This window comes from Gilliamella sp. CG22 (assembly GCF_046635725.1).
Taxonomy (GTDB): domain Bacteria; phylum Pseudomonadota; class Gammaproteobacteria; order Enterobacterales; family Orbaceae; genus Gilliamella; species Gilliamella apicola_I.
In genome coordinates, this window is record NZ_JBIDFK010000002.1 from 226,286 (window position 1) to 252,520 (window position 26,235).

Sequence of the window (26,235 nt, forward strand, 5' to 3'; positions counted from 1 at the left end):
AGTGTTGGCCCCCGAAGGGGTGAGGCACACGAAGTGCCGAATAATCAAGCTCACGACCCACCACTTTCTTTCATCGTTTTTCAACATAATTAACAAGACAAATTTAAGTAAACCTAAGCGATGAGAACGCAAGCGTTCGACAAATTCGTCTGGAACGAATTTGACATGCATAATATGTAAATTTCATTTGAATTTATTATCAATCCACTAATCTAAACAACAAAATAAGCTAAAGATTTTAATTTTGCAGGTATTTAGGTAATAAAACGCATAAGTGCAGGTTTTCAATACAAACATAGTCATTGTTTAAAATGAAAGACCACTATGCTATAGATTAAAAAGGTTGGATTAATCAGGTTGGTTAATAAAATTTGACGAGATTTACAAATATTTCAACTAAACTTGCAATCATCATAGTGATCACAAGTGTTGAAACGATCTTGTTGGTCAATAATGGTATATTAATGGTTTAAGTCAATTAAATACCTTGGTAAACATACATAATTAATCGATAAGCGATATAAAACATCACCAAACCGACCAAGCAATCTAAAATGATCCACATTCTTTTTTGTTTGAATAGGGGGGTTAAAAGTCTGGCGCCGTAGCCAATACCAAAAAACCAGATAAATGAAACACAAACAGCACCAATTAGAAATGCTATTTTCTGCTCACTGGTTAACGTGCCTGCAATTCCCCCAACAATAACAACCGTATCTAAATAAACGTGTGGATTGAGTAACGTCACAGCCAAAGTCGTAAGTATGACTTTAAGTAAACTATTATTTTTTGTATCTTGAGATTCAATTTGCATACTACTTGTGCCTTTAATCGCACTTTTTAATGCGTTAAATCCATACCATATTAAAAAAAGTGCCCCTAAAATGGCAAGGATATTGGTAATTAAAGGATTGGCACTAATAAATGTTCCGACTCCCATGATGCCAATAGACATTAAGGTAAAATCACATATAAAACAGATAGCTGATACAAAGAATATATGATTTTTTAATAAACCTTGCTTTAGTACAAATAGATTTTGTGCGCCTATAGCAATAATAAGACTACCGGAGATCATTGCTCCCCGTAATATTTCCGCCAACATAGTGTAATAATCCTTTAAATGTATTTAATTGTTATTTTGATATATTCCATTCTATTATTCAATACACTATAGCATCGTTGATATAAATTAAAGTTGATTAGGTTATATATTCGCTTTAGTGAATGCCGTTAATTGGCATTTTCCTTGATTAAAAATCAAAACAACAATGCCTATCGTTAACCATATAATCCCCACTATTTTGGCTTGATTATCAATATGCAGTAATACCGGTATTAAGACCAAGATACCGATAATAGGCAAGCATATATCAAATATAAAAGATGAAATCCCATAGTTGAAATTCTGTTTTTTAAACTTGAAATAGCCGATCACTGAAAGATGTAACATAATAAATGCAGTGAGTGCACCAACATCAACAAATGAAATTAAAGTTGGCAATCCTTTTGGACTGATTGCTGCAATCGCTGCCAAGGCTAAATTAAAAATTGCTGCAAATAAAATTGCGATAGTAGGTACACCGCTTTGCTTACCGACCTTTGCAAACATTGCAGGTAAGCGTTTATCTCGACCCATACTAAACAGTAAACGGCTTGAAGCAGCTTGTCCGACCATGGCAGCAAATGATGCACCTATTGCTTTCATTAAACCTAACGCCCATCCAATCCATAGACTTATCTCTTGGCTAACAATATTGTAAAAGGCTTTTCCTTGTAATTCTGTATGCGTTTGCAGATATTCGGGAGAGTAGGGACTGAGTAATGAACCGACATAAATTTGAATAACAAACAGTAACCCAGCTATGAATAAACAAGTTAGGATAGCTTGACTGACTAAATTGCGTTCACCTCGATTTTCTTCAGAAAAAGTTGCGATGGCGTCGAAACCTAAATACGATAACACGGCAATGGATACCGCTGTAAATAATTTTTCCCAAGTAAATAATTGTCCCCCTGTAAATGGTCTTAACCAGTCTCGTTCAATATCACTTGTTAATAATACCCAAATTCCTACAGTTAAAATCGCTAATAAAATTAAAACTTCCAGAATTAATATAACTAAAGTGATATTAATCGATTTTTTAATCCCTATTAAATTGAGTGCTGTTGTCACAATAACCGCTAAACCTGTCCATAGCCAAACAGGAATATCAGGCATGAGGGCATTAAGGGATATTCCACTAAATAAATAAGCTACAGCTGGAATAAACAAATAATCAAGCAATAATAACCAACCGACTAAAAAACCAGCATGAGGATGAATTCCCGCTGAACAGTAAGCATACACCGATCCAGCATGGGGTAACGCATTTGCCATTCTGGCATAAGAATATGCCGTAAACCCCATAACTAATGTCGCTACTATACACACTAACGCAGTGGCGCCATTACTCGTTGCATCTAATACCCCAAATAATCCAACTGGGGCTGCGGGTCCAATAAAAAGCAATCCAAGAATGACCAGATCTCGAAATCGCATACTCTTTGTTAACTGCGGCATAACCATTCTCATATAAAATCAAAGCCTACATTCAATATGTTAATGGATGAATGGTTATACAGCTAAGATCAACTTGTTATTTATATATAACTTTTCGATCTATACGATTAATGGTGCTCTCTTATTTCATAGGTGTAACTCATTTTGGCTGTTTTACCTAACATAATTGAGGCACTACAATATTTTTCAGATGCAAGTTTTATGGCTTTTTCGACGGCTTCGTTGTCAATATTCTTACCTGTGACGACAATATGAAAGTTAATCGAGGTGTAAACTTTAGGGGAAGAATCAGCTTGAGTTTTATCGATATCAATCCACAGATCCCGTATATCTTTTTTAGCTGTTTTTAAAATAGCGACAATATCATAAGCCATGCAACCAGCAGCACCATGCAGTAATAGTTCCATTGGACGAGCACCTCGATTGCGACCGCCGTGTTCAATACCGCCATCCATGATTAAGGCATGACCGCTTGCTGTTTCGCCCATAAAACAAAATTCATCAACCCATTTTAATCGATCTTTCATGATGTACTCCTTACCATTTTAATTTTTAGAAATTTATTTTATTCATTGATTTTCTATTAAAATAAGCGATTTTTTGTCATCTGTCACTATTTGATCATGACCGAATACATTGTCATGTTAAACTTAGGTGGTCTGTCAAATATTAACCCTGTAAAACCGTACAATTTCGATGTATAACCAAATGATTATTTGAAATATTATTTAAAATCTGAATTTATGATCTCGATTTTAATGTTAGCTACTAAAACAAAAGGATGCTTTATGATACTAGAATTTATTCTGTTTCTTTGCATTGGGGCGGCAGCAGGTCTGTTAGCCGGCATGTTTGGTATCGGTGGGGGCGCTTTGATTGTGCCAGCGCTAATTTTTACACTCAACCACTTTACCGTTAATAGTGTTTGGACAAACCATATCGCTATAGCCACATCTTTAGCAACAATCATTGGGACGAGTTTGTCTTCAAGCTGGATGCATAATAAAAACCACAATATCGAGTGGTCTATTTTAAAAAGAATGGTTTTAGGTTGTATTATTGGTACTATCGGAGGATCCTACATTACGCCTTTGATACCGGGTGTTTTGTTAAAATGGATTTTTGTCATTTTCATGATTTATGTTGGTAGTCAATTTGTTTTTAAAACCCGTCAAGTTGCGCACAATCACGCTACTAAAGTGGTAAAGTTGAATACTAGTATTTATATCGCAATGGGCGGTGTTATTGGTCTTTTTGCCGCTTTAGTTGGCGTAGGTGGAGGCGTATTAGTCGTGCCTTTTCTAAAAAAATGCGGTATTGGTATGCGTAAAGCAATCGGCACATCAGCGGCTTTTACGCTACCGGTTGCCATAGCTGGCACGATAGGTTACATCATTTCTGGTTGGCATGTCATGCCTTTACCAAAATATTGCGTTGGTTTTGTTTATGTTCCTGCTGTATTAGCCATTATGCTAGCTAGTATTCCTATGGCAAAAGTGGGCGTATTAATTGCACAAAGAATTTCAGTGGATAAACTGATTAAGTTGTTTGGGATGTTCTTACTGGTATTAGCATTAAAATTAATGATTTCTTAGCGTTATACTCTGTTTTTTTGAAATGGTAAACAATTTAGTTTAGATTTTTTGTTTCTGTAAATTGTAACGTTATCTATACACTTTTATAATAAAAATATGTTATGCTTTCTCTAATTTAACTTTTATCGGGTTTTATATAAGGAAAATATAATGGCAGAAGAAACTATTTTTAGTAAAATTATCCGACATGAAATTCCTGCAGATATCGTATTTCAAGATGATAAAGTGACCGCTTTTCGAGATATCTCACCGCAAGCCCCCACTCACATTTTAATCATTCCAAACAAACTTATTCCAACTGTTAATCATGTGACTGAACAAGATGAACAGTTACTTGGACATATGATGATTGTGGCCGCTAACATTGCTAAACAAGAAGGAATTGATGAAAGTGGTTATCGATTAATCATGAATTGTAATAAAGATGCGGGACAAGAAGTCTTTCATATTCATATGCATTTATTAGGTGGAAAAAATTTGGGGCGATTAATAGGTTAATTTAATATGATAAAAATTATAAGGTTATTAGCATTTATTGCATTTGTCAGTTTATTGGTCGGGTGTCATCTTCTTGATTCTAAAAAAACAGTCGATACTCCTCCAATTGACAATTCACCAATAGGCATTATTGAAACTCCGCCGCAAATTGTTAAAAAAACAGATTGGCGAAGTATTTTATCGCCATTTATTACTAAAATACTACAATCCTCATCAATCCCTGAAGGCAATAGAGTATTATTAATTAGTGATATACAAAATCGCACAGGTGAATTTGTCGCAAATAATCAAATTGATGAAGCGCTACACCAGTTAATGAGTAAGCAACCCATTTTTTCAGTTGTTAATAAGCAATCAATTAATCAAGCTAAACAAGCAATCGGTATTGGTTCAGATGATAAATTTGTGTCTCGAGGAAAAATGATTGGGTTAGCTAAATCAATAAATGCGCAATATGTATTGTTTACCACACTTTATCAATTACCTAATGATGATAATGGCACAGATGCTGATCTTTCAATAGAATTACTTTCTACCCAAAATGGTGAAATTTTAGAGAGAGTAGCTTCAAAAGATTTTGCTCAGCCAAAGACGCAAACTGATAATAATCAAACTGAGGCAAATGAGTAATGGGACCGCTATTAATTGATTTTGAGGGGACGACCTTAACCAAAGAAGATCAAACGCTGTTACAAAATCCTTTAGTTGCGGGCGTCATTTTATTTAGCCGTAATTTTCAGAATGTAGAACAATTATCAGAATTAATAAAAGAGATTCGTTCAGTATCCCCAGAACGATTATTAATTTCAGTGGATCATGAAGGGGGACGAGTTCAGCGTTTTAGACAAGGTTTTACATTAATTCCCCCTGCACAATCGTATGCGTTGCTGAATGATATTGAACAAGCAAAATCCTTAGCTTTTGATGCCGGTTGGTTGTTAGCAATGGAACTAATTGCCTTTGATATTGATTTGAGTTATGCGCCCGTATTGGATTTAGGTCATGAATGTTTGGCTATCGGCTCACGTTCGTTTCATCAAGATGTCGATATCGCATACCAAATTGCATCAGCAATGATTGATGGTATGCATAGTGCTGGAATGAAAACAACCGGTAAACATTTTCCGGGGCATGGTCATGTTATTGCTGATTCTCATAAAGAAACGCCAGTTGATCATCGCAATCAATCATTAATTGAACATGATATGCAGATATTTTCCAGATTAATTGCTGATAAAAAACTTGATGCAATTATGCCTGCGCATGTTATCTATCCAGCGTTTGATGATAAACCAGCGAGCGGTTCAAACTATTGGCTTAAAACAGTGCTTCGTCAACAATTACATTTTGATGGTGTCATTTTCTCGGATGATTTATCGATGGAAGGTGCTTCTGTCATGGGAAATTATGCTGAGCGAGCAAAAAATGCATTAGCAGCAGGTTGTGATCTGTTGTTAGCGTGTAATAACCGTCAAGGAACTTTTGCAATTTTAGAACAATTGGAAAGTTTAGATAAACAACACTCCCTTAGATCAACCAAAGCGCAATCGCTGTTAACAAAAAACAAAATTAGCTATGACGATTTAATCAAAACAGCTGATTGGCAAAATCGATATAATAATTTGATGAAACTAAACGAAAAATGGGCGGATTATAATGCAAATAGCCATCCTTGAAATTGATCATAATAAACGACTGATAGCATATAATGACAAGGCTAAAGCGTTACTTTCATCGACTTTGTTAACGTTACAACAACCTTTTGACTATCAGGCAATATTTCATCTGGATAAGACGCAAGGTGTTGATGAGCTAGATGATACTATTATTGTACTTAATGCACAGTATTATCTGTTGCAAAAAGTTAATGAAACATCAAAAACTATTTTTATTATCCAACCTATAGAATATCTTAAAAAAAGATTATCCAAAATTCATGTTGTGGCAAGTCAGGCTTTTGACATTTTTGCGACCCAAAGTAATGCCATGCAAAAATTAATTGCCCAAGCTAAAGCGTTTTCGATGCAACGTGAACCGTTATTAATCTCGGGAGAAACAGGTACTGGTAAAGATCTGCTTGCTTATGCCTGTCATCAATACAGTCCTCGAGGGGAGCAAACTTTTCTAGCGTTAAATTGTGCTGCAATGCCAGATGAAGTGGTTGAAAGCGAACTTTACGGTCATGCTGCAGGGGCTTACCCAGGGGTAATAGAAAGTAAAAAAGGTTTTTTTGAACAGGCTAATGGAGGATCGGTTCTACTTGATGGTATTGATGAAATGTCTTTTCAAATGCAGACCAAGTTATTACGTTTCATTAATGATGGCTATTTTCGTCGGGTTGGTGATGATAACGAGGTGTATGTTGATGTACGTATTATTTGTGCCACAAAAGTTGATTTAGCCGATTTAGTCGAACAAGGAAAATTTAGAAAAGATCTCTATTATCGGCTCAATGTGCTTTCATTACATCTTCCTTCATTACGCGAACGCAAAGAAGACATTGCTCCGCTAACCATGATGTTTGTCAATGAATTTGCCGATAAACAAGGCATACCTGCTCCTTATGTCGATAATGAAGTTTTTGACTATTTAGCCCGCTACTCATGGCCAGGGAATGTAAGACAACTAAAAAATATTCTGTATTGCGCTCTATCTCAGTTGACATCAACTAAATTGACCGTCAATGATATTGAGTTACCAGTGCAAACTTCATCAAGAATATCTAGCATTGATAATATCGAAAATAAAACATTAGATGAAATGACCAAACAGTTTGAAAAAGAGATTTTATTACAGTTATACGATAAATATCCAAGTTCCCGTAAACTGGCGAAACGGTTAGGCGTATCACATACGGCAATCGCCAATAAATTACGGGATTATGGTATGAATCGATGATTAATTTTGAAAAAAATCCAATTGAAAAATAACGATTGATTTGTTTTATAAGACAAAATTGTTGAACTATTTATTATGGAAAACTGACGAGACAATAAAGAATGATTGAATGCTTCAAACGCCTTAATCGATATAGAAATTTTCTAATTAAAAAGATTAAGAATAATCTTAAAACAAATCAACTTAACAAACGAAAATTAAATCAAACCATTTTTGATGCTGAAAAATATCACTCATTATTAATAGTCATGTGCGATTTTGGTATTGGTGATGCAATCGTTGCTTCTTTTCTTATTAATGAATTAAGACAGAAAAATTATCAAGTGAATGTTGTTGTGGATGAACGGTTAAGCTTTTTATTTAATGGTTTTATTGAAGTCGATAATGCTTACTTTTTTAATAAAAAAGAGATAAAAAAATTTTGCAAAACCGAAAAAAATATCAAGATAGATCTTGCCATTGATCTTTATGATGAAGGTGATAATAGTCTTAGAAGAGTTGAACTTATCTCATCTTTTGACCCGACGCATACCATAGGGTTTAATCAATCTAAATTCTTACAATATGATACTTCAATTGTTTTTAACGAGGTGAACGCTCATATCACTCAACGAAGCTGTAAAATTCTAGATCTTCTGAAAATTAGTTATAATTGTGTTCAATATCATCTCAATATTTATCATGATGAATTATTAACAGCCAAAAAGTTTATTGACGAAGAGTGTAATGGATCGGATAAATTTATTATTGTTTTTAATCCGTTTGGATCGTCTGAAACGAAAAGTTTTTCACATGAACAAATAAAAAGAATTAACGCTTTTCTATCACAACAAAAAAATTGTACTACCATTATTGTGGGGGAACAGAAGCAAATTTGTGCTATTGATGAATTACCGAATATTCATCTCAATAGAAATCCATCTTTTATTGTGGCATCAGCGCTTGTTTCGCTATGTCATTTAGTCATTAGTGTGGATACATCAGTTGTGCATGTTGCATCAACTTATAATAAACCATTGATAGCGGTTTATAATAATCGTTTTAATGCTGGTTTTAATCTGAATAAAGTATGGGCACCTATCGGCACGAACGCTAAACTTTTATTTACACAACAAAACAAGATTACAAAGGCAGGTGATCCGATTGCTGAATTAGATATCCAATTGATTATCGAACAGATTAAAGAAACATTAAAAAGTTTCAGACCTTTGGTGTAATTTAAGCGTAGGATAATTTACGCTATCGATAATCGTTTAAATTTAGGTCATGTTGGTTGAAATTGTTAAGTAAATGAATCAATTTTTATACAAACGAACTTCAAAAATCAATATTTACCAACTTTCATTCCCAATTCAGTGACTAATAGTATAAACTTACCGCCATCCAATATTGAGTTTGGAATTATTAGTTAACTTTTTTATAAAAATAATGTTGACCAGTTATCAATTATTAAATATAACACTGTAATAAAATTTAAGTATTAAGAGTCAATAAAATCGTTGTGTCGTGAAATAATCTAAAAATCTTTAGTAGAGTGTGATTTCTATTGATTGGCATAAAAAAATACAGAATGTTGAATTAAAAATTATAATTGAAATAAAGGCATTTTGTTTTGAATAATTGGCTATAAACTAAATAACATTAGAAAATTCCAAGTTTGGTTGTGCTTTGAAGACTGATTTTGGTGTTTAATCATGACTGATGTTATTTGACATATGATTGATAAGCTCACTTTAAACGTTATATTATAATGTTACACGATACAGTATAGAAAAATGGGATCAGCTTTGTGATAAATGGCACTTGTATGATCTGTATCCCTTTTTTTGCGTGATTAAAATATATCAAACCTTTAACTAAAATATTAGCTAATTTTACCAAACGAATAATTGAATGTTTCAACCCAATTGCAAAATAGTACGTAATATAGTGATTAGAAAGTTAGAAAAGCAGTAAATTGTCAATGCTTTTAACGTTCTAATGTAAGCATGTAATGTAGCAACCCATTTAATTGATAGCGTTTATTAAATTACGAATTGTAATGGCTGGAAAAATTCAAATTAATACATGGGGTAATATTAATTATGAGTTATCTTAAAGAGTTACAGAGAAAAGTTAATAAATATAAAACAAAATACAAAGTTAATGATAAGAAAATTGCGCTTAAATTAATTTGGTGGAACATTGTTCAAATAATTAGTTTAAAAACCAGTAAAGATAAAATATCTAAGAAAAATCTAAATAAAATAGCCCTAATTTTATCAGGGGGTATTGGTGATATTTTAATTGGTTTTAATTACGCTTGTTATTTACGAGAATATTTAAAGCCTAACAACATTATTATCGATATTTTTGTTAATAATGCTGGTATGGTGAAATCTTTAGATGGTGGGGCTGAATTTAATATTTTTCCCGTTTTAGAGCCAATAAATGATAAATATCTGTTGAAAATAGGATTAGTTAGATACCCACAAATTTTAGAAAATAATCTCATTTATTCAAAGCATTCCAAAAATAAAAAATTGCTTAAACTTATTGACGTTTACAAAGATTTTTACAAGAAAAATACCCGTTTTTTTGATTACTTACCTTTTATGGACGGCATGACTAATCAGTTTTCGCTTATCAATGGACATAAAAGAATACAACAACCTGATATAGCTAATTTATTAAATATTAGTCGTAATTTTAAGTATACCCCTAAAATATTTCACGAAAACCGAATATTAAACAATTTAAGGCTCAAGCCAGGTAAATATATCACTATCAACAGGGGTGTTGATAATCAAGGTAATGTGATTGAGTCCACTAAACTGTGGAGCTTACACAATTATAATGCTTTAGTGAATCTTATTAAAATCAATTATCCAAATTATAAAATTGTTCAATTAGGCGCATCAACCGATCGATGTCAACTGATTGATAATGTTGATATAAACTTGGTTGGCGAAACTTCATTAGACGCCCTTAAAGTATTACTTAAGCATTCTGTACTACATATTGATAGTGAAGGGGGAATGGTACATTTAAGAAAGGCTTTAAATGGTGGGGTATCTGTCGTGATTTTTGGGCCTACCTCTGCCGATTTTTATGGATATGCTGACAATATTAATATTGCTTCTAAAGCTTGCCCATTTAGTTGCGAATGGTTAAATGAAACATGGGCAAAAACTTGCATCAATAGTCTCAACAACCATATCTGCATGAAATCTATAGATACAAATTTTGTTTTTGAACAAGTCAAAAAATTTTTAAAGCATGATGAAAGTATAAATTAATTATTATCAATAGTCGCTTTATTGGAAAGGTCAAAGACTAAACTAGCATAGTTAAATAACACGATTGTTTACTCAAGTTATAAATATAATTACTTATTTATTCAGTTTTTTTGCTATAAAAATAATTTTAATTATTAGAAATTTTTCTAAAAATTTTCCTTTATTTTAGGGTATAATACCCCGCCCAAAAGCTAGGTTAATGTAAATATATTTTAATATTGAAACTATATGAGTAAATAAGAAATCAATTATGAACTATTTTGATAAATTACAGCAAAAAGTTAACAAATATAAATCACTTTATTCCAATAAGTATAAAAAAGCTGCAATCAAATTGTTGTGGTGGAATTTGTGTAAACTTTTTGACTTTAAATCAAACAAGCAAAAATTTGATCCGATTACTAATGAACCCTATGAAATTGAATATCGCTTAGATCGTTTATCTTTTTTCATTACAGGGGGAATCGGTGATATCTTAATTAATCTTAATTACTGTAGTTATCTCTTAGATTATTTGAAAGATGAAATTAAAACTATCGATATTTTCGTAAAGAATACCAAATTAGTTAAAGAATTGATTGGGGAATCAGTTTTTAATATCTATCATAAAGATGAGTGGAATCAAGATCGAGTAGCTTACTTACTTGATTTTAAAATAGATCGTTTTCCACTAATAGTTAAAAATAATTTAGTTTTACTCCCGTCAAATGTAAATTTGAAATTAAAAAAATTGGTTAAATTGTATGAAGAATTTTATCGAATAAATGGTAAAATTGTGTACGATCCACCTAAAATTGACTCATTAAGTATTCAGTATTCTATAATCAATAATCAAAATAGATTGCAACAACCAGATATTTATGGTTTTTTAAATATTGATCGCAATAATTATAAATTTTTACCAGCACTATCTGATGATGAAAAAGTTTTAAAAGATCTAAAATTAGCCGATACAAAGTTTATTACGCTTAATCGTGGGGTGGATGGGACAAATCCTCAAAGTGAATCCACAAAATTATATCCGCTTGAATACTATGATGAATTAGTCACGCTGATAAAAACAGCGTTTCCAGAATACAAAATTGTTCAATTAGGTGTATCGACAGATAGATGTCAGTTAATTAAAGGTACGGATTTAAACTTAGTTGGAAAAACGACGTTAAATCAGTTGAAAGCTATTTTGAAAAATTCCATGTTACATATTGACGGAGAAGGTGGAATGGTTCATTTAAGAAAGTCTTTAGAAGGTGGTGTTTCAGTCGTGATTTTTGGTCCGACTTCTGCAGACTTTTATGGTTATTCAGATAATGTCAATATTTCTTCCAGTGCGTGTCCTTTAACATGCGAATGGATAAATAATAAATGGGCATCATATTGTATCAATAAAAACAACAATCATATCTGTATGAAAAGTATCAAACCAAATTCGATTTTCGAAGAAATTAAAAAAATATTGAAATAGCATAAACTGGAAATATTAATATGAATCAATTTTATTCTTACCTTGATAGATTTAGAAATACTAAAGTAACGGTCATTGGGGATATTATGTTGGATCGTTTTTTGTATGGAACGGTAGAGCGGATTTCTCCTGAAGCACCCGTACCCATTTTCAGATTGGATCATGAAGAGGTAATGTTAGGTGGGGCAGGTAATGTGGCGGCAAATTTAGCGTCTCTTGGCTGTAAACCTACTTTTTTAGGATTTGTTGGTTTAGACACAAACGGTAAGCTTGTTACTTCACTTTTAAAAAATGCAGGAAGCCATAGTCATCTTTATCGATTGAAAAATCATCCAACTATTATCAAAACACGATTCATCGCTAATCATAATCATTTACTTCGTGCTGATGCTGAAAAGCTACTTCCGTTTGTACCTGAATTACTCCCTAAATTTTCTAAGTTAGTCAAGCAAGCCATTAAGATGACCGATATTGTTTTGTTATCGGATTACAATAAAGGTATTTTTAATCAAGAAACCACTCAGATGATTATTAATCTTTGTAATAAGTTTAATATTCCAGTTATTGTTGATCCAAAAGGTAATGATTATTCTAAGTATCGTGGTGCGACATTAATTAAGCCAAATATCAAAGAATTTTTTGATGCAACAGGTATTAAACTCAATCCTGATAGTCCACAATTTGATGATGAATTGAAACAAGGTGCTGATATTTTCTTAAAACAATATGGTATTAAAAATATTATTGTGACCTTAAGTGAATATGGAATGGCTTATATTTCATGTGAAAATAAAAATTTCATTGTCAAAATACCAACAGAAGCTAAAGAAGTTTTCGATGTTTCTGGTGCGGGAGATACCTCTTTAGCCACATTAGGTATTGCTTTAGGTGCAAAAGCTCCAATTGCCGAAGCGATGCAATTAGCCAATATTGCATCTGGAATTGTGGTTGGAAAATTAGGCACAGCCACTGTTTCTTTTAATGAGTTAAAAGCAAAATTAACGACAAAAAAATGTGAAATTAAGTGTACTCGAACAAATAAAATTATCAGTTTATCCGATGTTAAGCCAATTATTGATGAATTAAAAAAACAAGGTAAAAAAATTGGATTTACAAATGGCTGTTTTGATTTGTTACATTTAGGGCATTTAAGTTCTTTGCAACAAGCTAAAAATGTTTGTGATATTCTCATTGTGGGAGTGAACTCAGACGATTCGATAAAAAAATATAAAGGTGCTGATAGACCTATTCAAGATCAAAACACTCGAGCCACGTTACTGGCTTCACTCGAATTTGTTGATTATGTCATCGTATTTAGTGAAGATAATGCGTGCCATATTGTGGAAGAACTTCGACCTGATGTGATTGCGAAAGAAGGCTACACCATTGATAATTGGCCTGAAGCGCAAAAAGTAGTCAGTTATGGTGGCGAGGCCATTATTCTTGAACGTATAGAAGGTTATTCAACCTCTCAGTTAGTCGCTAAATGTAAAAAATAATCGACGATTGGGTGATCTAAATGCATATCGAGCAGATATGCATTTTTTTTGATGCGAAGATTCTATTCTATTTTAAATGAACGAAGTTTTATTGTAGGAATAATTAACTAAGACTCTTTTAAGCATTTATTAAACTAACGAGACATCGTTATTTGTAGTATAATACCTATTATTTTGATAATTTTTAATTAACTTTATGTCGGACAAATATACCTCTTGGAAAACACTTAGACTGCTTTGGCCTTTTGTTGCACCATACAAAAAAGCATTAATTGCGGCCGTGTTTGGATTGCTATTAAATGCCGCTACTGATGCTACGCTAATTTCTCTTACAAAACCGTTATTGGATCATGGTTTAATGGGAAAAAATTATTCGTTATTGATGATCATTGCTGGTTCGATCATTGGTTTAATACTGTTAAGAGGATTGTCAAACTACGCATCGACCTACTGTCTATCGTGGTTGTCGGGCAAAGTTGTCACCAAATTTAGGCAGTTAATCTTCAATCATCTTGTTAAAAGCCCCGTTAGCTTCCATGATAAGAGTTCTGTGGGTGACCTTGTGTCAGTTATCACATTCAATACACAACTCTTATCCAAAGCTTCATCTGATGCATTAATTATCTTGGTTCGAGAAATTACCTACGCCATTGGACTTTGTTGTGTCATGTTTTATGGTAGTTGGAAATTAGCATTAGTGCTATTTATCATTGTTCCTTTAATCATTTTTATCGCACAATTTATTGCCAAAAAATTTAGAGAAACCATTAAATCGATGCAAAAAGGGATGGGTGAAATTACCACCGCTGCCGATGAAATGTTAAACGGTCATAAAGAGGTATTAATATTTAATGCCAAGGATTACGAAAAACGTAATTTTAGCCAGATAACGGATACTGTGCGACGTGGCGTATTAAAAATTGAATTTGTTTCAAGATTGTCAACACCAATCATCCAGTTGATTGCAACTTTAGGTTTAGGGGGCATCTTGTATCTGGTTGCCAGTGAAAGTTTGGATATCACGCCTGGATCTTTTACCGTTGTATTTTCTGCTATGGTTGCGGTTATGCGCCCACTGCGTGAATTAACCAGTTTACATGTTGAATTACAAAAAGGTGCGGTAGCTTGTGAATCATTATTTGGGATCTTAAATTCACCATTAGAAGAAGATGAAGGTAAAATTGAGAAAGATAAAGTTAATGGTAATATAGAATTTAGACATGTTACCTATACTTATCCTACTCGAAATACACCTTCACTCAATGATATCAGTTTTACGATAAAAGCGGGGCAAACGGTTGCATTAGTTGGACGGTCTGGAGCCGGTAAATCCACCATAGCCAGTTTAATTCCTCGTTTTTATGATGTAACAAACGGCGAAATTCTGTTAGATTCGATTAATATAAAAGATTACACATTAAAATCATTACGAAGCCAGATTGGATATGTATCGCAACGCGTGCATTTATTCAATGGAACAATAGCCGATAATATTGCTTATGGAGAGAAAGGAAAACATTCTCAAGAAGCCATTATGCACGCTGCAAAATTAGCAAATGCTTTAGAGTTTATTGACAAATTAGAACAAGGTATTAATACTGAAATTGGTGATAACGGCGTATTGCTATCAGGAGGACAGCGACAACGGATTGCAATTGCCAGAGTTCTGTTACGTAATAACCCGATTTTAATTTTAGATGAAGCGACTTCAGCATTAGATAATGAATCCGAACGATTGGTACAGGAAGCGATTGAAATTTTGCAAAAAAATCGTACATCTATCATTATTGCTCATCGATTATCAACCATTGAAAAAGCCGATCGAATTTTAGTTATTGATGAGGGAAAAATCGTTGAAGATGGCGATCATGAATCACTTTTAGCGCTGAATGGTATTTATTCTCAAATGCATAAAATGCAATTTAATGCGTAATATCATTAATTTATTTATGAAGAACAATATGACTAAAAAACATCAACAAGAAAAGCATGATCTCGATAAAGATTCATCAACATGGCAAACGTTTTTGAAATTGTGGCCATATATTATTGAGCATAAACTCATTTTATTTGTCTCTGTATTATTACTTTTCTTAAGTGCATTTGCCGATACATCACTCATTGCAATATTAAAACCCCTTTTAGATAGAGGGTTTAGTGATGGTGATAAAAGTTTTTTACTTATGGCTCCCATCTATATTTTTGGGTTGGTTTTATTACGAGGTATCGCTAACTACGGCTATTCGGTTTCGTTAGCATTTATCTCTGGAAAAATTGTCATGCGGATTAGACAAAGGTTATTTAACCATTTTGTCGATGCGCCGGTTAGTTATTACGATCAAAATTCGAATGGTCGATTATTGTCTCGTATAACTTACGATACCGATCAGGTAGCCTCGTCATCATCCGATGCTTTAATTATCATTATTCGTGAATCAGCGTTTATTTGTGGATTATTTTATACGATGTTTTATAACAGTTGGCAATTATCATTGTCACTGATCATCATTACTCCCATTGTTATTGGTTTAATTACGTTTATTTCTGTGAAATTCCGACGATTAGCTAAAAACATGCAAAATTCAATGGGTAATGTCACCATGTCTGTTGAACAAATGTTAAAAGGACATCGTGAGATCATCGTATTTGGTGCACAAGACGAAGAGTCGAACAATTTTGTTAAAATAAGTAATAAGTTTCGTCGTGACGGTATGAGACTTGTCTCTATTTCAGCGCTCTCTACCCCAATTGTTCAGTTAGTTATTTCATTTGCAATTGCTTTTGTCTTATTAACGGCAAGTAATCCAGATTTAAATATCACAGCGGGTGAGTTTACGGTTGTTTTTTCTTCCTTAGTTGCGCTTATGCAACCTATTAAAAGTTTGACCAGTGTGAATGCGAGTTTTCAAAAAGGTATGGCGGCATGTCAAACACTCTTTTCCATTTTGGAGCAACCTGTCGAAAAAGACATGGGTAAACTTAACATTGAGCGTGTAAAAGGGGATATCGAATTTAAGCATGTTAGTTTTGGGTATGAAACCCGACAACAACTTGCGATCCAAGATATTAGCTTTACTGTTTCGGCAGGAAAAACCGTGGCTTTTGTTGGGCGTTCGGGTTCAGGGAAAACGACGATCACAAATTTACTGACACGTTTTTATGATATTTCTGAAGGTGAAATATTGATTGACGGACATAACATTCAAGACTTAACTCTATTTTGTTTAAGAAACCAAATTGGATTAGTTTCGCAAAATGTTTTTCTGTTTAATGATACCATTGCCAATAATATTGCATATGGTCGACTTGATCAGTATTCACAAGCTGAAATAGAAGCAGCCGCTAAAAAGGCTTTCGCTTATGATTTTATTATGAATTTTGAAAAAGGCTTTGACACCAAAGTTGGGGAAAGTGGCGTATTATTATCAGGAGGTCAACGCCAGCGAATCGCTATTGCAAGAGCATTATTGCGTGACAACCCTATTTTAATCTTAGATGAAGCGACTTCTGCATTAGATACGGAATCTGAACGTGCCATTCAAAAAGCGTTAGATGAATTACAAAAAGGCCGAACATCTTTAGTGATTGCACATCGACTCTCAACGATTGAAAATGCCGATGAGATTCTAGTCATTGATGATGGCCATATTATCGAGCAAGGTAATCACGCAGCTTTATTAGAGAAAAAAGGAATATACTTTAATTTATATACAGGTAAACAATTCCAATAAATTAAGTGAACGCAAACTATAATCAAAAGCTGTATTAGTCAAACCGGAAAAGTCGCTACTATTGGATTTTTGAGGGTAAAAAGAATAATTGCAAGATATTTAATTTAAAAATATTATTTGTAGTAAATGGTGCATCATGGAAATAATTTAGATGAATAAACATAATACGATTAACATCGCTTTTTGCTCAGATAAAAATTACTTAAAATATGTAGCGATAGCTATTCAATCAATCTATTTTAACAATTTGAACAATGCGTTAAAATTTCATGTTTTTCTTTATGATGTCGAACAAGACGATATTGATCAATTGAGTCGTTTAAGCTCAGATATTATCGTCTATCCTATACCTAAAGCATGTTTGGACAAATATGATAACGAACATGCGATAAAGCATCTTAATCGTTCCATGTTTATTCGACTACTTGTCCCGCGGTTATTAAATGGAAAAGTGGATAAATTAATCTATTTAGATGCTGATATCCTTTGTTTCAAAGATATATCTGCAATAAATAATATCGACATCGATAATGTCGTGTGTGCGGCCGGTATTGATTCATTAAATAATGAAAACGTTTCTAAAAATATTCAACGATTAAACTTGTCGACTACACATTATTTTAATTCAGGTTTTTTATACATTAATGTAAAAAATTGGAATGATTTTAACACCGAAGATAAAGTAAATACGCTTTTATTATCGCATAAAGGTCAGTTGCGTTATCCTGATCAAGATGCGCTTAACATGGTATTACAAAATGATGTGTTAATCGTTGATCCTAGTTGGAACTACTTATTCACATGGATTAACGAAAAAAATAAAGATAAGTTTTTTGAAACTGAAAAAAATTTACCTTACTTTATTCATTTTACGGGAGCGAGAAAACCTTGGTACCATGAGCATGTGGGTGCTGCCCAGAATTGGTATCTTTTTTATAAACATTTTACGCCATGGCGAGATAGTTGTTTAGACAGCTATCAAGATAAAATGAGACCAACTGATTGCCGTGTCTATGCAAAAAAATTCTTTAAAAGTGGTCATGTATTAAAAGCCTTAAAATATGCATTTATGTATATTAAACTTAAAAACAAAAAATAAAGTTAATCAAAATGAAATTAAGTGATGAATTGTTTAAAGTAATCTATCGACTAACGCACTCTAAGCGTTATAAACACAACCGTAAACGTTGGCCTCATGTCAAAATCTCTCGTGGGGATTGTGGGCAAATAGTCGATTTTGCTTATAAAGGGATCTCGATTCCTATCATCGATCTTAAGTCATTAAAACATGCCTTTACCGGTCAATTAGTCATGGTTGCTTCTGGGCCATCCATTAATCAAATAACGTTTAAACACTCTCCTTCGGTATTAACTTTAGGGGTAAATGGCTCATATTGTCTAAAGGACAAAATAAACTTTAATTTTTACGTTATCACGGATATTCACTTTTTTTCTCAACGACCTGAGATTGTAGAACAAATTATTGCTAACCCAGATCTTCTCTTATTTTTGCAAGTTGATGGTTTAGTGAAAATCATAAATCTTTTCGGTAACCAATCCATCTGTTGTAAAATAGCGTTAATTGAAGATGCGTTCAAACTGACTTATCAACCGATCCAAACATTGTCTGAAATTGAAAAAGATCCTACCCGAAATAAAAGTATTTACTTCTATCATAATGATCATCGGGAACATGAGCCGTTAGCCTTTGAGACAAATATTGTCAATGGCGTATTTCCGGCTAAAACTGTTGTTTATTGGGCGCTTCAAATAGCCGTTTACTTAGGTTTTAACCAACTTTATTTAGCTGGTGTTGATTTAAATAATTTCCATTTACCTCGATTTTATGAGACGCCAGACAATATCACCTATTCACAATTAGCATCTGATTTTGAAAAAAATATTCTCCCTGCTTTTGAGCACGCAAGTTCTGTCATGAAAGCGTTAAAAGTAGAGGTTAAAAATATGTCTTTAGATAGTGCTCTTGATACGGATATTTTCGAAAAACAGGCTTATAACGATGTTTTTAATTCATTATAACTGAGTAAGCTTACGCTATATAAACTTCATGACAATAATATTTTTTAAGTGAAATCTGATTTAAAGATTTATTGTCAGCTGATCTATATAGTGCTTTAAGTTCATTATATCTAAATTTTGGGCTGAGTTTTCGGGTGCAATGATCTGTATTGCATTTTCATAATTAGGTTTATACACATCGTTATTTTTATATCGGGGATCAAAAGTATCAATCTCAGAACTATAAACACTAATTAAAGGTTTATTATAAGCATTGGCAAGATGTACAATAGAGGTATCAACCGAAATAACAAAATCACAATGTTTAATTAACGACGCAGCATGAAAAAAATGATTGAGTGGATTAATTACTATATTTGGTGATGGATGTAATTTACTGATTTTATCTGGCAAACCAACGACAATGGTTACTATATTGGGGTAACTCGACATAAGATCTATAATATCTTGTGCCTGTTTGCTTGAAAAACTTCGGCGATCTGAGGATGCATAAGGATTAAAAATACAGATCTTTTTAGATGGATAATTAGATAAAAGACCTTCAACTTGTAAATCATATTCATCGGAATAATGAAGATCATATTTGTAATCATTTTCGCTTGTTTGTATATTAATTCTATTTAAAATATACCTAAATCTTTGACTAAAATGTGCACTAAAATCCGTATAGGTGATGATTGAGTCATATACACGGTAACAATTGGGATAGTTAAAGCCAATAGTATGTTTAGGTTTTATTTTCTTGATGATCTTAAAAATCCAATTGGAATAACTGGTTCTATTGTTTGGATCAATAAATAGATCGCATTCTAAAGATTTTAAAACACGAATCTGTGATTTGGTTAATGGTCTGTCAAGACAAATAACTTGACTGACATAAGGATTAGATTCAAATAAAAAAGCATTGGATTTTTTTGTCAGCACTGTCACTTCAAAACCGTGAGTGGCGAGAATTTTAGGCAGTCCTGATATGATAACAGCATCGCCAAGTCCATTTTTACATGCTTGAATGGTGACTTTATCTATTTTTGATAAATCTAATTGAGACCGTTTCAGCTTAAAGGACAAAATAAAAAGTTTTACATTTTTGAATAAATAATTTCGTTTTCTGTTTAATTTGCTAATTGTATTGATAATTTTTTTAAGCATCGGCTAGGTCTAATCGTTTTGTCTTGATTTTTTTATTGTACCAAAATTTGTATCAGTAAAACATAACCATTAATAAGATAAAATGTTTTTCAAATTATGAAAAACAAATAAAGAATATTTAAATCTGATTGAATAAGAACACTCGAAAATAACGATATTATACAATATAATATCTTTATTCATTAATTAAAAAGGTAATTATTATGATTGTTGTGACCGGTGGAGCAGGATTTATTGGTAGTAATATTGTAAGAGGTCTAAATAAAAAAGGATTTAAAGATATCCTTGTTGTTGATGACTTAAAAGATGGGACAAAATTTTCAAATCTTGTTGATCTCGATATTGCTGACTATATGGATAAAGATGATTTTATTGTCGCCATTTTATCCAACGAAAATTTAAATATCGATGTCATTTTTCATCAAGGTGCATGTTCCTCAACGACTGAGTGGGATGGCAAATTTATGATGGAAAACAATTATCAATATTCTAAAGATCTACTACACTACTGTTTAGAATTTGATATACCATTTTTATATGCTTCTTCTGCTGCAACTTATGGTGGTCGTAGCGACAACTTTATCGAAGATAGAGCTTATGAAAAACCGTTGAATGTATATGGGTATTCAAAATTTTTATTTGATCAATACGTAAGACAAGTATTACCAACGGCTAAATCACAAGTATGTGGTTTTCGCTATTTTAATGTTTATGGGCCTCGTGAAACACACAAAGGTAGTATGGCAAGCGTTGCATATCATCTTAATGAACAGCTTCACAAAGGCGAAAAACTTAAATTATTCGCCGGAAGTGATACTTTCAAACGTGATTTTATTTATGTGGAAGATGTGGTTGATGTTAATTTATGGTTTTGGGAAAATAAAGTATCAGGCATTTATAACTGTGGAACTGGTAAAGCTGAATCATTCCAAACAGTAGCTGATGCGGTACTTAACTATCATAAAAAAGGTGAAATTGAGTATATACCGTTCCCGGAACATTTAGAAGGACGTTATCAACGTTTTACCCAAGCTGATTTAACCAAATTTAGAAATTCAGGTTGTCCGATTCAATTCAAATCGGTGACCGAAGGTACGACCGAATACATGAAATGGTTAAATAACCAATAAAGTTTACGCTTTTTGGGCAATAGCATTTTTAATCATATTAACAACATCGTCCCTTAATAAACCGTTTTATCGTCATATCATTAAGGGACGGGTTGATAAAGTAATTTTCCTCAAGTTTTTAATAATATCTAGTGCTGGCTGTAAATAATTGGTATAGTATATTGGTTATTTAAGTTACGGGTTGTTCAATTCTAATACAATCAATTCATCCCTTTTTTATGAAAATACTATGTTTTCTTTATATTGAATTATTCCTTAAATAAACTTTCTAGCGTTTACATATAAACTAAATTATCTTTTTAAATTAGGTGCATTTAAGTGATTGATGATTTTTCTGAAAATGGTTTGCTTGCTCAAACTATTCAAGGCTTTGTGGCAAGAGAGCCACAACGAAATATGGCAAGTAAAGTTTCTGAATCAATTAAAAAACAAAAATCATTGGTTGTTGAGGCGGGAACGGGTACCGGAAAAACATTTGCTTATTTAGTTCCTGCGCTACGGAGTGATAAAAAAGTTATCATCTCAACCGGTTCGAAAAATCTTCAAGAACAGTTATTTAGTAAAGACCTGCCCATTATCAAAAAAGCATTAGACTACACCGGTAAAATTTCGTTATTGAAAGGACGAGCAAATTATCTTTGCTTGGAACGATTATATCATCAATACGCGGCAGCCGGTGACCTTGATAAAGCATTACGGGTTGATTTAGCTCGCGTTAAAAATTGGTCAATCAAAACTAAAGATGGTGATATTAGTAAATGTACGACGGTAACAGAAGACAATGCGATATGGCCTATATTAACCAGCACTAATGATAGTTGTTTAGGGAGTGATTGTGAACATTACAACGATTGTTATGTAGTTAAAGCGCGTAAAAGAGCCATGAACGCTGATATTGTCGTTGTGAATCATCATCTATTTTTAGCCGATGTTGTTGTGAAAGATACCGGTTTTGGGGAGTTAATCCCTAAAGCGGAGGTAATGATCTTTGATGAAGCACATCAATTACCCGATCTTGCTTGTCACTATTTTGGGCAACAACTAACCAGTCGACAGCTTTTTGATTTAGCTAAAGAGATTAATCTTACCTATCGAACTGAAGTTAAAGATATGTCACAGTTGCAGCAGTGTGCCGATAAATTGCAAAAATGCACGCAAGATTTACGTCTTGTGATTAATCAACAAGCACCTAAAGGAAATCTGCGGTTTTTATTCAATCAAGAAGCAGTCAAAAAAGAGATAGCTTACCTTTTTGATACGTTGAATTTTTGTCATGAGGTTTTATTATTAGCGGTCGGACGATCATCAACTTTAGATAATTGTTTTGAGCGTGTTAATCAATATAAAATGTTGCTTAATAGATTAACTGAAACCCATGTGACTGGTTTTAGTTATTGGTATGAAAGCACTCATCATCATTTTGTCTTTGCTTTAACGCCATTATCTGTCTCGGATAAATTTACGGAATTACTAACAGAACGCAAAGGGAGCTGGATATTTACGTCAGCAACCTTGTCTGTAAATAATCAACTTGACTATTTTACCCAGCGTTTAGGGTTAACAAATGCGGATTCGTTAATATTAGAAAGTCCGTTTGATTATTTGCACCAAACGATAATGTGCGTTCCTCGTTATATGCCTTCACCCAATGAACATGGCATTGCAGAAAAATTGGTAGAGCTACTGTTACCAGTGATTGAGGCGAATAATGGGCGATGTTTTTTTCTGTGTACATCCTATGCGATGATGAATGCGTTAGCCAAGCAGTTTCGGGAACTGACAGCGTTACCAGTATTAGTTCAAGGTGAAACCAGTAAAGTTAAACTTCTAGAACAATTTATTAATAGTGGCAATGCGCTATTGATTGCAACCAGTAGTTTTTGGGAAGGAATTGATGTTAGAGGGGATACGCTTTCTTGTGTTATTATAGATAAATTACCTTTTACATCACCGGATGATCCCTTGATTAAAGCTCGCATGGAAGATTGCCAATTACAAGGTGGCGATGCTTTTAATGATGTGCAATTACCCGAAGCAGTGATCACGCTAAAACAAGGGGTAGGGCGATTGATTCGTCATCATGATGATCGAGGGGCAATCATTATTTGTGATAATCGTTTAGTCATGAGACCTTATGGCGCAATATTTCTTAATAGCTTGCCACCGTCGCCACGAACACGTGATCTGAACAAAGTTATTGATTTTTTGCTTGCCAAACACTAGCTTTTAAAAACGGACTATTTTGGAAAAAAAATGAGTACTATTTTAGCCATTGATACCTCAACTGAAGCGTGTTCAGTTGCGCTATTATATCAAAATGAAATCACGCATGATTTTCTTGTTTCTGCTCGAGATCATACCAAGCAGATACTGCCTATGGTGGATAAAATATTAAAACAATCCGATTGCCTATTATCACAAGTTGATGCTATCGCTTTTGGACAAGGTCCTGGTAGTTTTACGGGTGTAAGAATAGGTATTGGCGTTGCTCAAGGATTAGCGTTAGGCATTGACAGACCGATGATTGGTGTCTCGACATTGATGACGTTAGCCCAAGGCGCTTTACGTTTGAATCAAGCCAAAAACGTAATTGCCGCAATCGATGCCAGAATGAACGAAGTTTATTTAGGACAATATCAATATGTTAATGAGCAATGGCAAGCCATGATCGATGAATGCGTGATTGCTCCTGAAAAGGTCGCTGATAAAGTCAAACGAAAATGTACAGATGGCTATTATAGCGCAGGTACCGGTTGGCAAACTTATCCTGAAATGTTAACAGATATTAAAAGCAGCGATCTTTTGTTACCTCATGCACAAGATTTGATTGTTATTGCCAACCAAAAATGGCAAAGACAAGAGTTAGTGAATGTTGAAGATGTCGAACCAACTTATTTGCGTAACGAAGTTACTTGGAAGAAGTTGCCAGGGCGTTAAAAAAAATGCCACTGAAACGGTGGCATAGTATTAATAACCAATCAAGGAAAAGTGTTTAAACTACTCTTTAAATAATCCTAAGTGTGCTTTAGCATAAGCTTCAAAATCAGTACAACCGCCAATCGGTTTTTCATCAATAAAGATTTGAGGTACTGTTTCAACAGGTTTGCCAACACTTTTTGATAAATCTTCTTTAGTGATACCTTCTTCATTGATATCGACATAACGATAAGAAAAATCATCTCGCTCTTGAGACAGTTTTTCAGCTAATTCTTTTGCCCGTACACAATAAGGACAGCCTGAACGTCCAAAAATTACAGTAAACATTGGTCACCTCGGTTATATGTTATTTAATAATAGTTACTATACTTAACTTTTCTAGAAAAAAAAGCACTAAATAATATTTAATTTTATAGTTTAAACCTATTAATAATTTATTATTAGCTGTTAAGATTAATGAATACGTCTGATTTTAAATTAATTATTTCTAACAACGGTTAATTATTAAAAAACGTGTTTACCTAGTTTTAAACTAATATTGTTTATAAAGATAAGTTTCGTTGTTATTATGCTAAATATGGTTTTGTTAATGGCGTTTTTTTATGTCATGTAATTGATCATTTTATTATGGCAAATAAAAATTTTGTTATGTTTTTTATTTAAAGTCTGGTTATAATTTAACTAATCTTAATATATAAAAGTTGATATGTTAAAAAAGCTATTGTTTTTATTATTGTTTAATTCATTCACTGTTTTTGCTGCTAACCAAGAATGTGCAGTAAAACCCAGCTATGACATTGTAATAAGTAAACAGAATGTCCATATTTTTAATGATAAAAATGATTTATTGATTTCACCAACAGGAAAGATTATTTTCAATAATCAGTCGGTTTCGCCTTCTCCTCAATTGAAGCAAAATGCATTAAAATTTCAGCGTGCTTTACGTCAACAACTTCCAGAATTAGAACAACAAGCATTGAACTTGTTAGATGAAGTTAATACAACCTTCAAAAAAGCCATTATTACAAAATTGGATGATGATAGCGGATTACATGAACAACTCAAAAAATTATATAAACGATTAGTAAACTTATTACACCAATCGATTATCACTGAAAATAATGAAACCCATTTTTATTATAAAAATTTTAATAATTTAAAAAAAGATGGTGAACAGATTGGGCAACGAATTTTTTATAATATTGTCGGTAATAGTATTTTGCATTTTCGCCTGTTCAAAAATTATGGGGGAATTAAACAAATATCGAAAAATGAGTGGAAAACTCAAAAACCAAAATTAAAAGCTTTTGATAGTAAAATTTGTTCGGTAATTACAAATGTTGATACACAATATAAACAGATATTATCTGAACTTAGTCAAGCAAACGATAAGTGAATAGACATTAATAACAACTTTTGCGAAAATAAAGACTTTAGTGTTTAAAATAAGTAAGT

21 protein-coding genes and 1 pseudogene are annotated in these 26,235 nt (G+C 33.0%); 17 read left to right on the plus strand and 5 right to left on the minus strand.

The window, feature by feature from the left end; all coding sequences use genetic code 11:
- Nucleotides 1-478 precede the first annotated feature (478 nt).
- The 3 genes from ACGH46_RS02760 to ACGH46_RS02770 form a co-directional block, all read right to left on the minus strand.
- The gene (locus ACGH46_RS02760) at nt 479-1,105 is read right to left on the minus strand and encodes a LysE/ArgO family amino acid transporter (RefSeq protein ID WP_411604011.1); all 627 of its coding nucleotides are present in this window, start codon (nt 1,103-1,105) and stop codon (nt 479-481) included.
- A gap of 102 nt (nt 1,106-1,207) precedes the next feature.
- On the minus strand, nt 1,208-2,563 hold the full coding sequence (locus ACGH46_RS02765; RefSeq protein WP_411604014.1) for an APC family permease: 1,356 nt from the start codon (nt 2,561-2,563) through the stop codon (nt 1,208-1,210).
- Between the two features lie 107 nt (nt 2,564-2,670).
- Entirely contained in the window at nt 2,671-3,090 is a 420-nt protein-coding gene (locus tag ACGH46_RS02770; protein WP_267361153.1) for an OsmC family protein, read from the minus strand.
- A gap of 261 nt (nt 3,091-3,351) precedes the next feature.
- On the opposite strand from ACGH46_RS02770, the gene ACGH46_RS02775 reads away from it, so the two are divergent.
- The 13 genes and pseudogenes from ACGH46_RS02775 to ACGH46_RS02835 all read left to right on the plus strand — a co-directional run bounded on the left by ACGH46_RS02775 (nt 3,352) and on the right by ACGH46_RS02835 (nt 19,564).
- Nucleotides 3,352-4,158, plus strand: a complete 807-nt coding sequence (locus ACGH46_RS02775; protein WP_411604017.1) for a sulfite exporter TauE/SafE family protein — start codon at nt 3,352-3,354, stop codon at nt 4,156-4,158.
- A gap of 150 nt (nt 4,159-4,308) precedes the next feature.
- Nucleotides 4,309-4,656, plus strand: a complete 348-nt coding sequence (locus ACGH46_RS02780) for an HIT domain-containing protein (protein ID WP_267361157.1) — start codon at nt 4,309-4,311, stop codon at nt 4,654-4,656.
- 6 nt (nt 4,657-4,662) lie between these two features.
- On the plus strand, nt 4,663-5,286 hold the full coding sequence (locus ACGH46_RS02785; protein ID WP_411604020.1) for a hypothetical protein: 624 nt from the start codon (nt 4,663-4,665) through the stop codon (nt 5,284-5,286).
- Nucleotides 5,286-6,332, plus strand: a complete 1,047-nt coding sequence (gene nagZ / locus ACGH46_RS02790; RefSeq protein WP_411604023.1) for a beta-N-acetylhexosaminidase — start codon at nt 5,286-5,288, stop codon at nt 6,330-6,332. Before ACGH46_RS02785 ends, nagZ begins: the two co-directional genes overlap by 1 nt.
- 319 nt (nt 6,333-6,651) lie before the next feature.
- Nucleotides 6,652-7,554, plus strand: a pseudogene (locus tag ACGH46_RS02795) (sigma 54-interacting transcriptional regulator); the annotation flags it as partial.
- Between the two features lie 101 nt (nt 7,555-7,655).
- On the plus strand, nt 7,656-8,771 hold the full coding sequence (locus ACGH46_RS02800) for a glycosyltransferase family 9 protein (RefSeq protein WP_411604026.1): 1,116 nt from the start codon (nt 7,656-7,658) through the stop codon (nt 8,769-8,771).
- Nucleotides 8,772-9,638: 867 nt separating this feature from the next.
- The gene (locus tag ACGH46_RS02805) at nt 9,639-10,832 is read left to right on the plus strand and encodes a glycosyltransferase family 9 protein (protein ID WP_267351280.1); all 1,194 of its coding nucleotides are present in this window, start codon (nt 9,639-9,641) and stop codon (nt 10,830-10,832) included.
- Nucleotides 10,833-11,082: 250 nt separating this feature from the next.
- Nucleotides 11,083-12,294, plus strand: a complete 1,212-nt coding sequence (locus tag ACGH46_RS02810) for a glycosyltransferase family 9 protein (RefSeq protein WP_411604028.1) — start codon at nt 11,083-11,085, stop codon at nt 12,292-12,294.
- Nucleotides 12,295-12,314: 20 nt separating this feature from the next.
- Entirely contained in the window at nt 12,315-13,793 is a 1,479-nt protein-coding gene (rfaE1, locus tag ACGH46_RS02815) for a D-glycero-beta-D-manno-heptose-7-phosphate kinase (protein ID WP_411604031.1), read from the plus strand.
- Nucleotides 13,794-13,989: 196 nt separating this feature from the next.
- Nucleotides 13,990-15,726 carry a lipid A export permease/ATP-binding protein MsbA gene (gene msbA / locus ACGH46_RS02820; protein ID WP_267361167.1) on the plus strand — a complete coding sequence of 579 codons (1,737 nt, stop codon included), beginning with the start codon at nt 13,990-13,992 and terminating at the stop codon, nt 15,724-15,726.
- A 28-nt stretch (nt 15,727-15,754) separates the two neighbouring features.
- Complete coding sequence (gene msbA / locus ACGH46_RS02825) at nt 15,755-17,524, plus strand: lipid A ABC transporter ATP-binding protein/permease MsbA (protein ID WP_411604033.1); 1,770 nt, start codon at nt 15,755-15,757, stop codon at nt 17,522-17,524.
- Nucleotides 17,525-17,675: 151 nt separating this feature from the next.
- A complete protein-coding gene (locus ACGH46_RS02830; RefSeq protein ID WP_411604036.1) occupies nt 17,676-18,623 on the plus strand; it encodes a glycosyltransferase family 8 protein in 948 nt (315 codons plus the stop codon).
- Nucleotides 18,624-18,634: 11 nt separating this feature from the next.
- The gene (locus ACGH46_RS02835) at nt 18,635-19,564 is read left to right on the plus strand and encodes a sugar glycosyltransferase (protein ID WP_411604037.1); all 930 of its coding nucleotides are present in this window, start codon (nt 18,635-18,637) and stop codon (nt 19,562-19,564) included.
- A gap of 60 nt (nt 19,565-19,624) precedes the next feature.
- Here ACGH46_RS02835 and ACGH46_RS02840 read toward each other — a convergent pair whose 3' ends face one another.
- Nucleotides 19,625-20,632, minus strand: a complete 1,008-nt coding sequence (locus tag ACGH46_RS02840) for a glycosyltransferase family 9 protein (protein ID WP_267351291.1) — start codon at nt 20,630-20,632, stop codon at nt 19,625-19,627.
- 284 nt (nt 20,633-20,916) lie between these two features.
- Between ACGH46_RS02840 and rfaD the strand changes: the two genes are divergently transcribed.
- From rfaD to tsaB, 3 genes are all read left to right on the plus strand, one after another.
- Nucleotides 20,917-21,843, plus strand: coding sequence for an ADP-glyceromanno-heptose 6-epimerase (rfaD, locus tag ACGH46_RS02845; RefSeq protein ID WP_267351293.1), 927 nt, complete (start codon nt 20,917-20,919; stop codon nt 21,841-21,843).
- Nucleotides 21,844-22,161: 318 nt separating this feature from the next.
- On the plus strand, nt 22,162-24,066 hold the full coding sequence (locus tag ACGH46_RS02850) for an ATP-dependent DNA helicase (RefSeq protein WP_411604040.1): 1,905 nt from the start codon (nt 22,162-22,164) through the stop codon (nt 24,064-24,066).
- A 30-nt stretch (nt 24,067-24,096) separates the two neighbouring features.
- Nucleotides 24,097-24,780 carry a tRNA (adenosine(37)-N6)-threonylcarbamoyltransferase complex dimerization subunit type 1 TsaB gene (gene tsaB, locus ACGH46_RS02855; RefSeq protein ID WP_411598866.1) on the plus strand — a complete coding sequence of 228 codons (684 nt, stop codon included), beginning with the start codon at nt 24,097-24,099 and terminating at the stop codon, nt 24,778-24,780.
- 60 nt (nt 24,781-24,840) lie between these two features.
- Here the strand turns inward: tsaB and ACGH46_RS02860 are convergent, their stop codons facing one another.
- Nucleotides 24,841-25,107, minus strand: coding sequence for a GrxA family glutaredoxin (locus ACGH46_RS02860; protein ID WP_220216757.1), 267 nt, complete (start codon nt 25,105-25,107; stop codon nt 24,841-24,843).
- Nucleotides 25,108-25,486: 379 nt separating this feature from the next.
- On the opposite strand from ACGH46_RS02860, the gene ACGH46_RS02865 reads away from it, so the two are divergent.
- Nucleotides 25,487-26,176 (plus strand): DUF2884 family protein, encoded by a 690-nt coding sequence (locus ACGH46_RS02865; RefSeq protein ID WP_267361175.1) that lies wholly within the window; start codon nt 25,487-25,489, stop codon nt 26,174-26,176.
- Nucleotides 26,177-26,235: the final 59 nt, after the last annotated feature.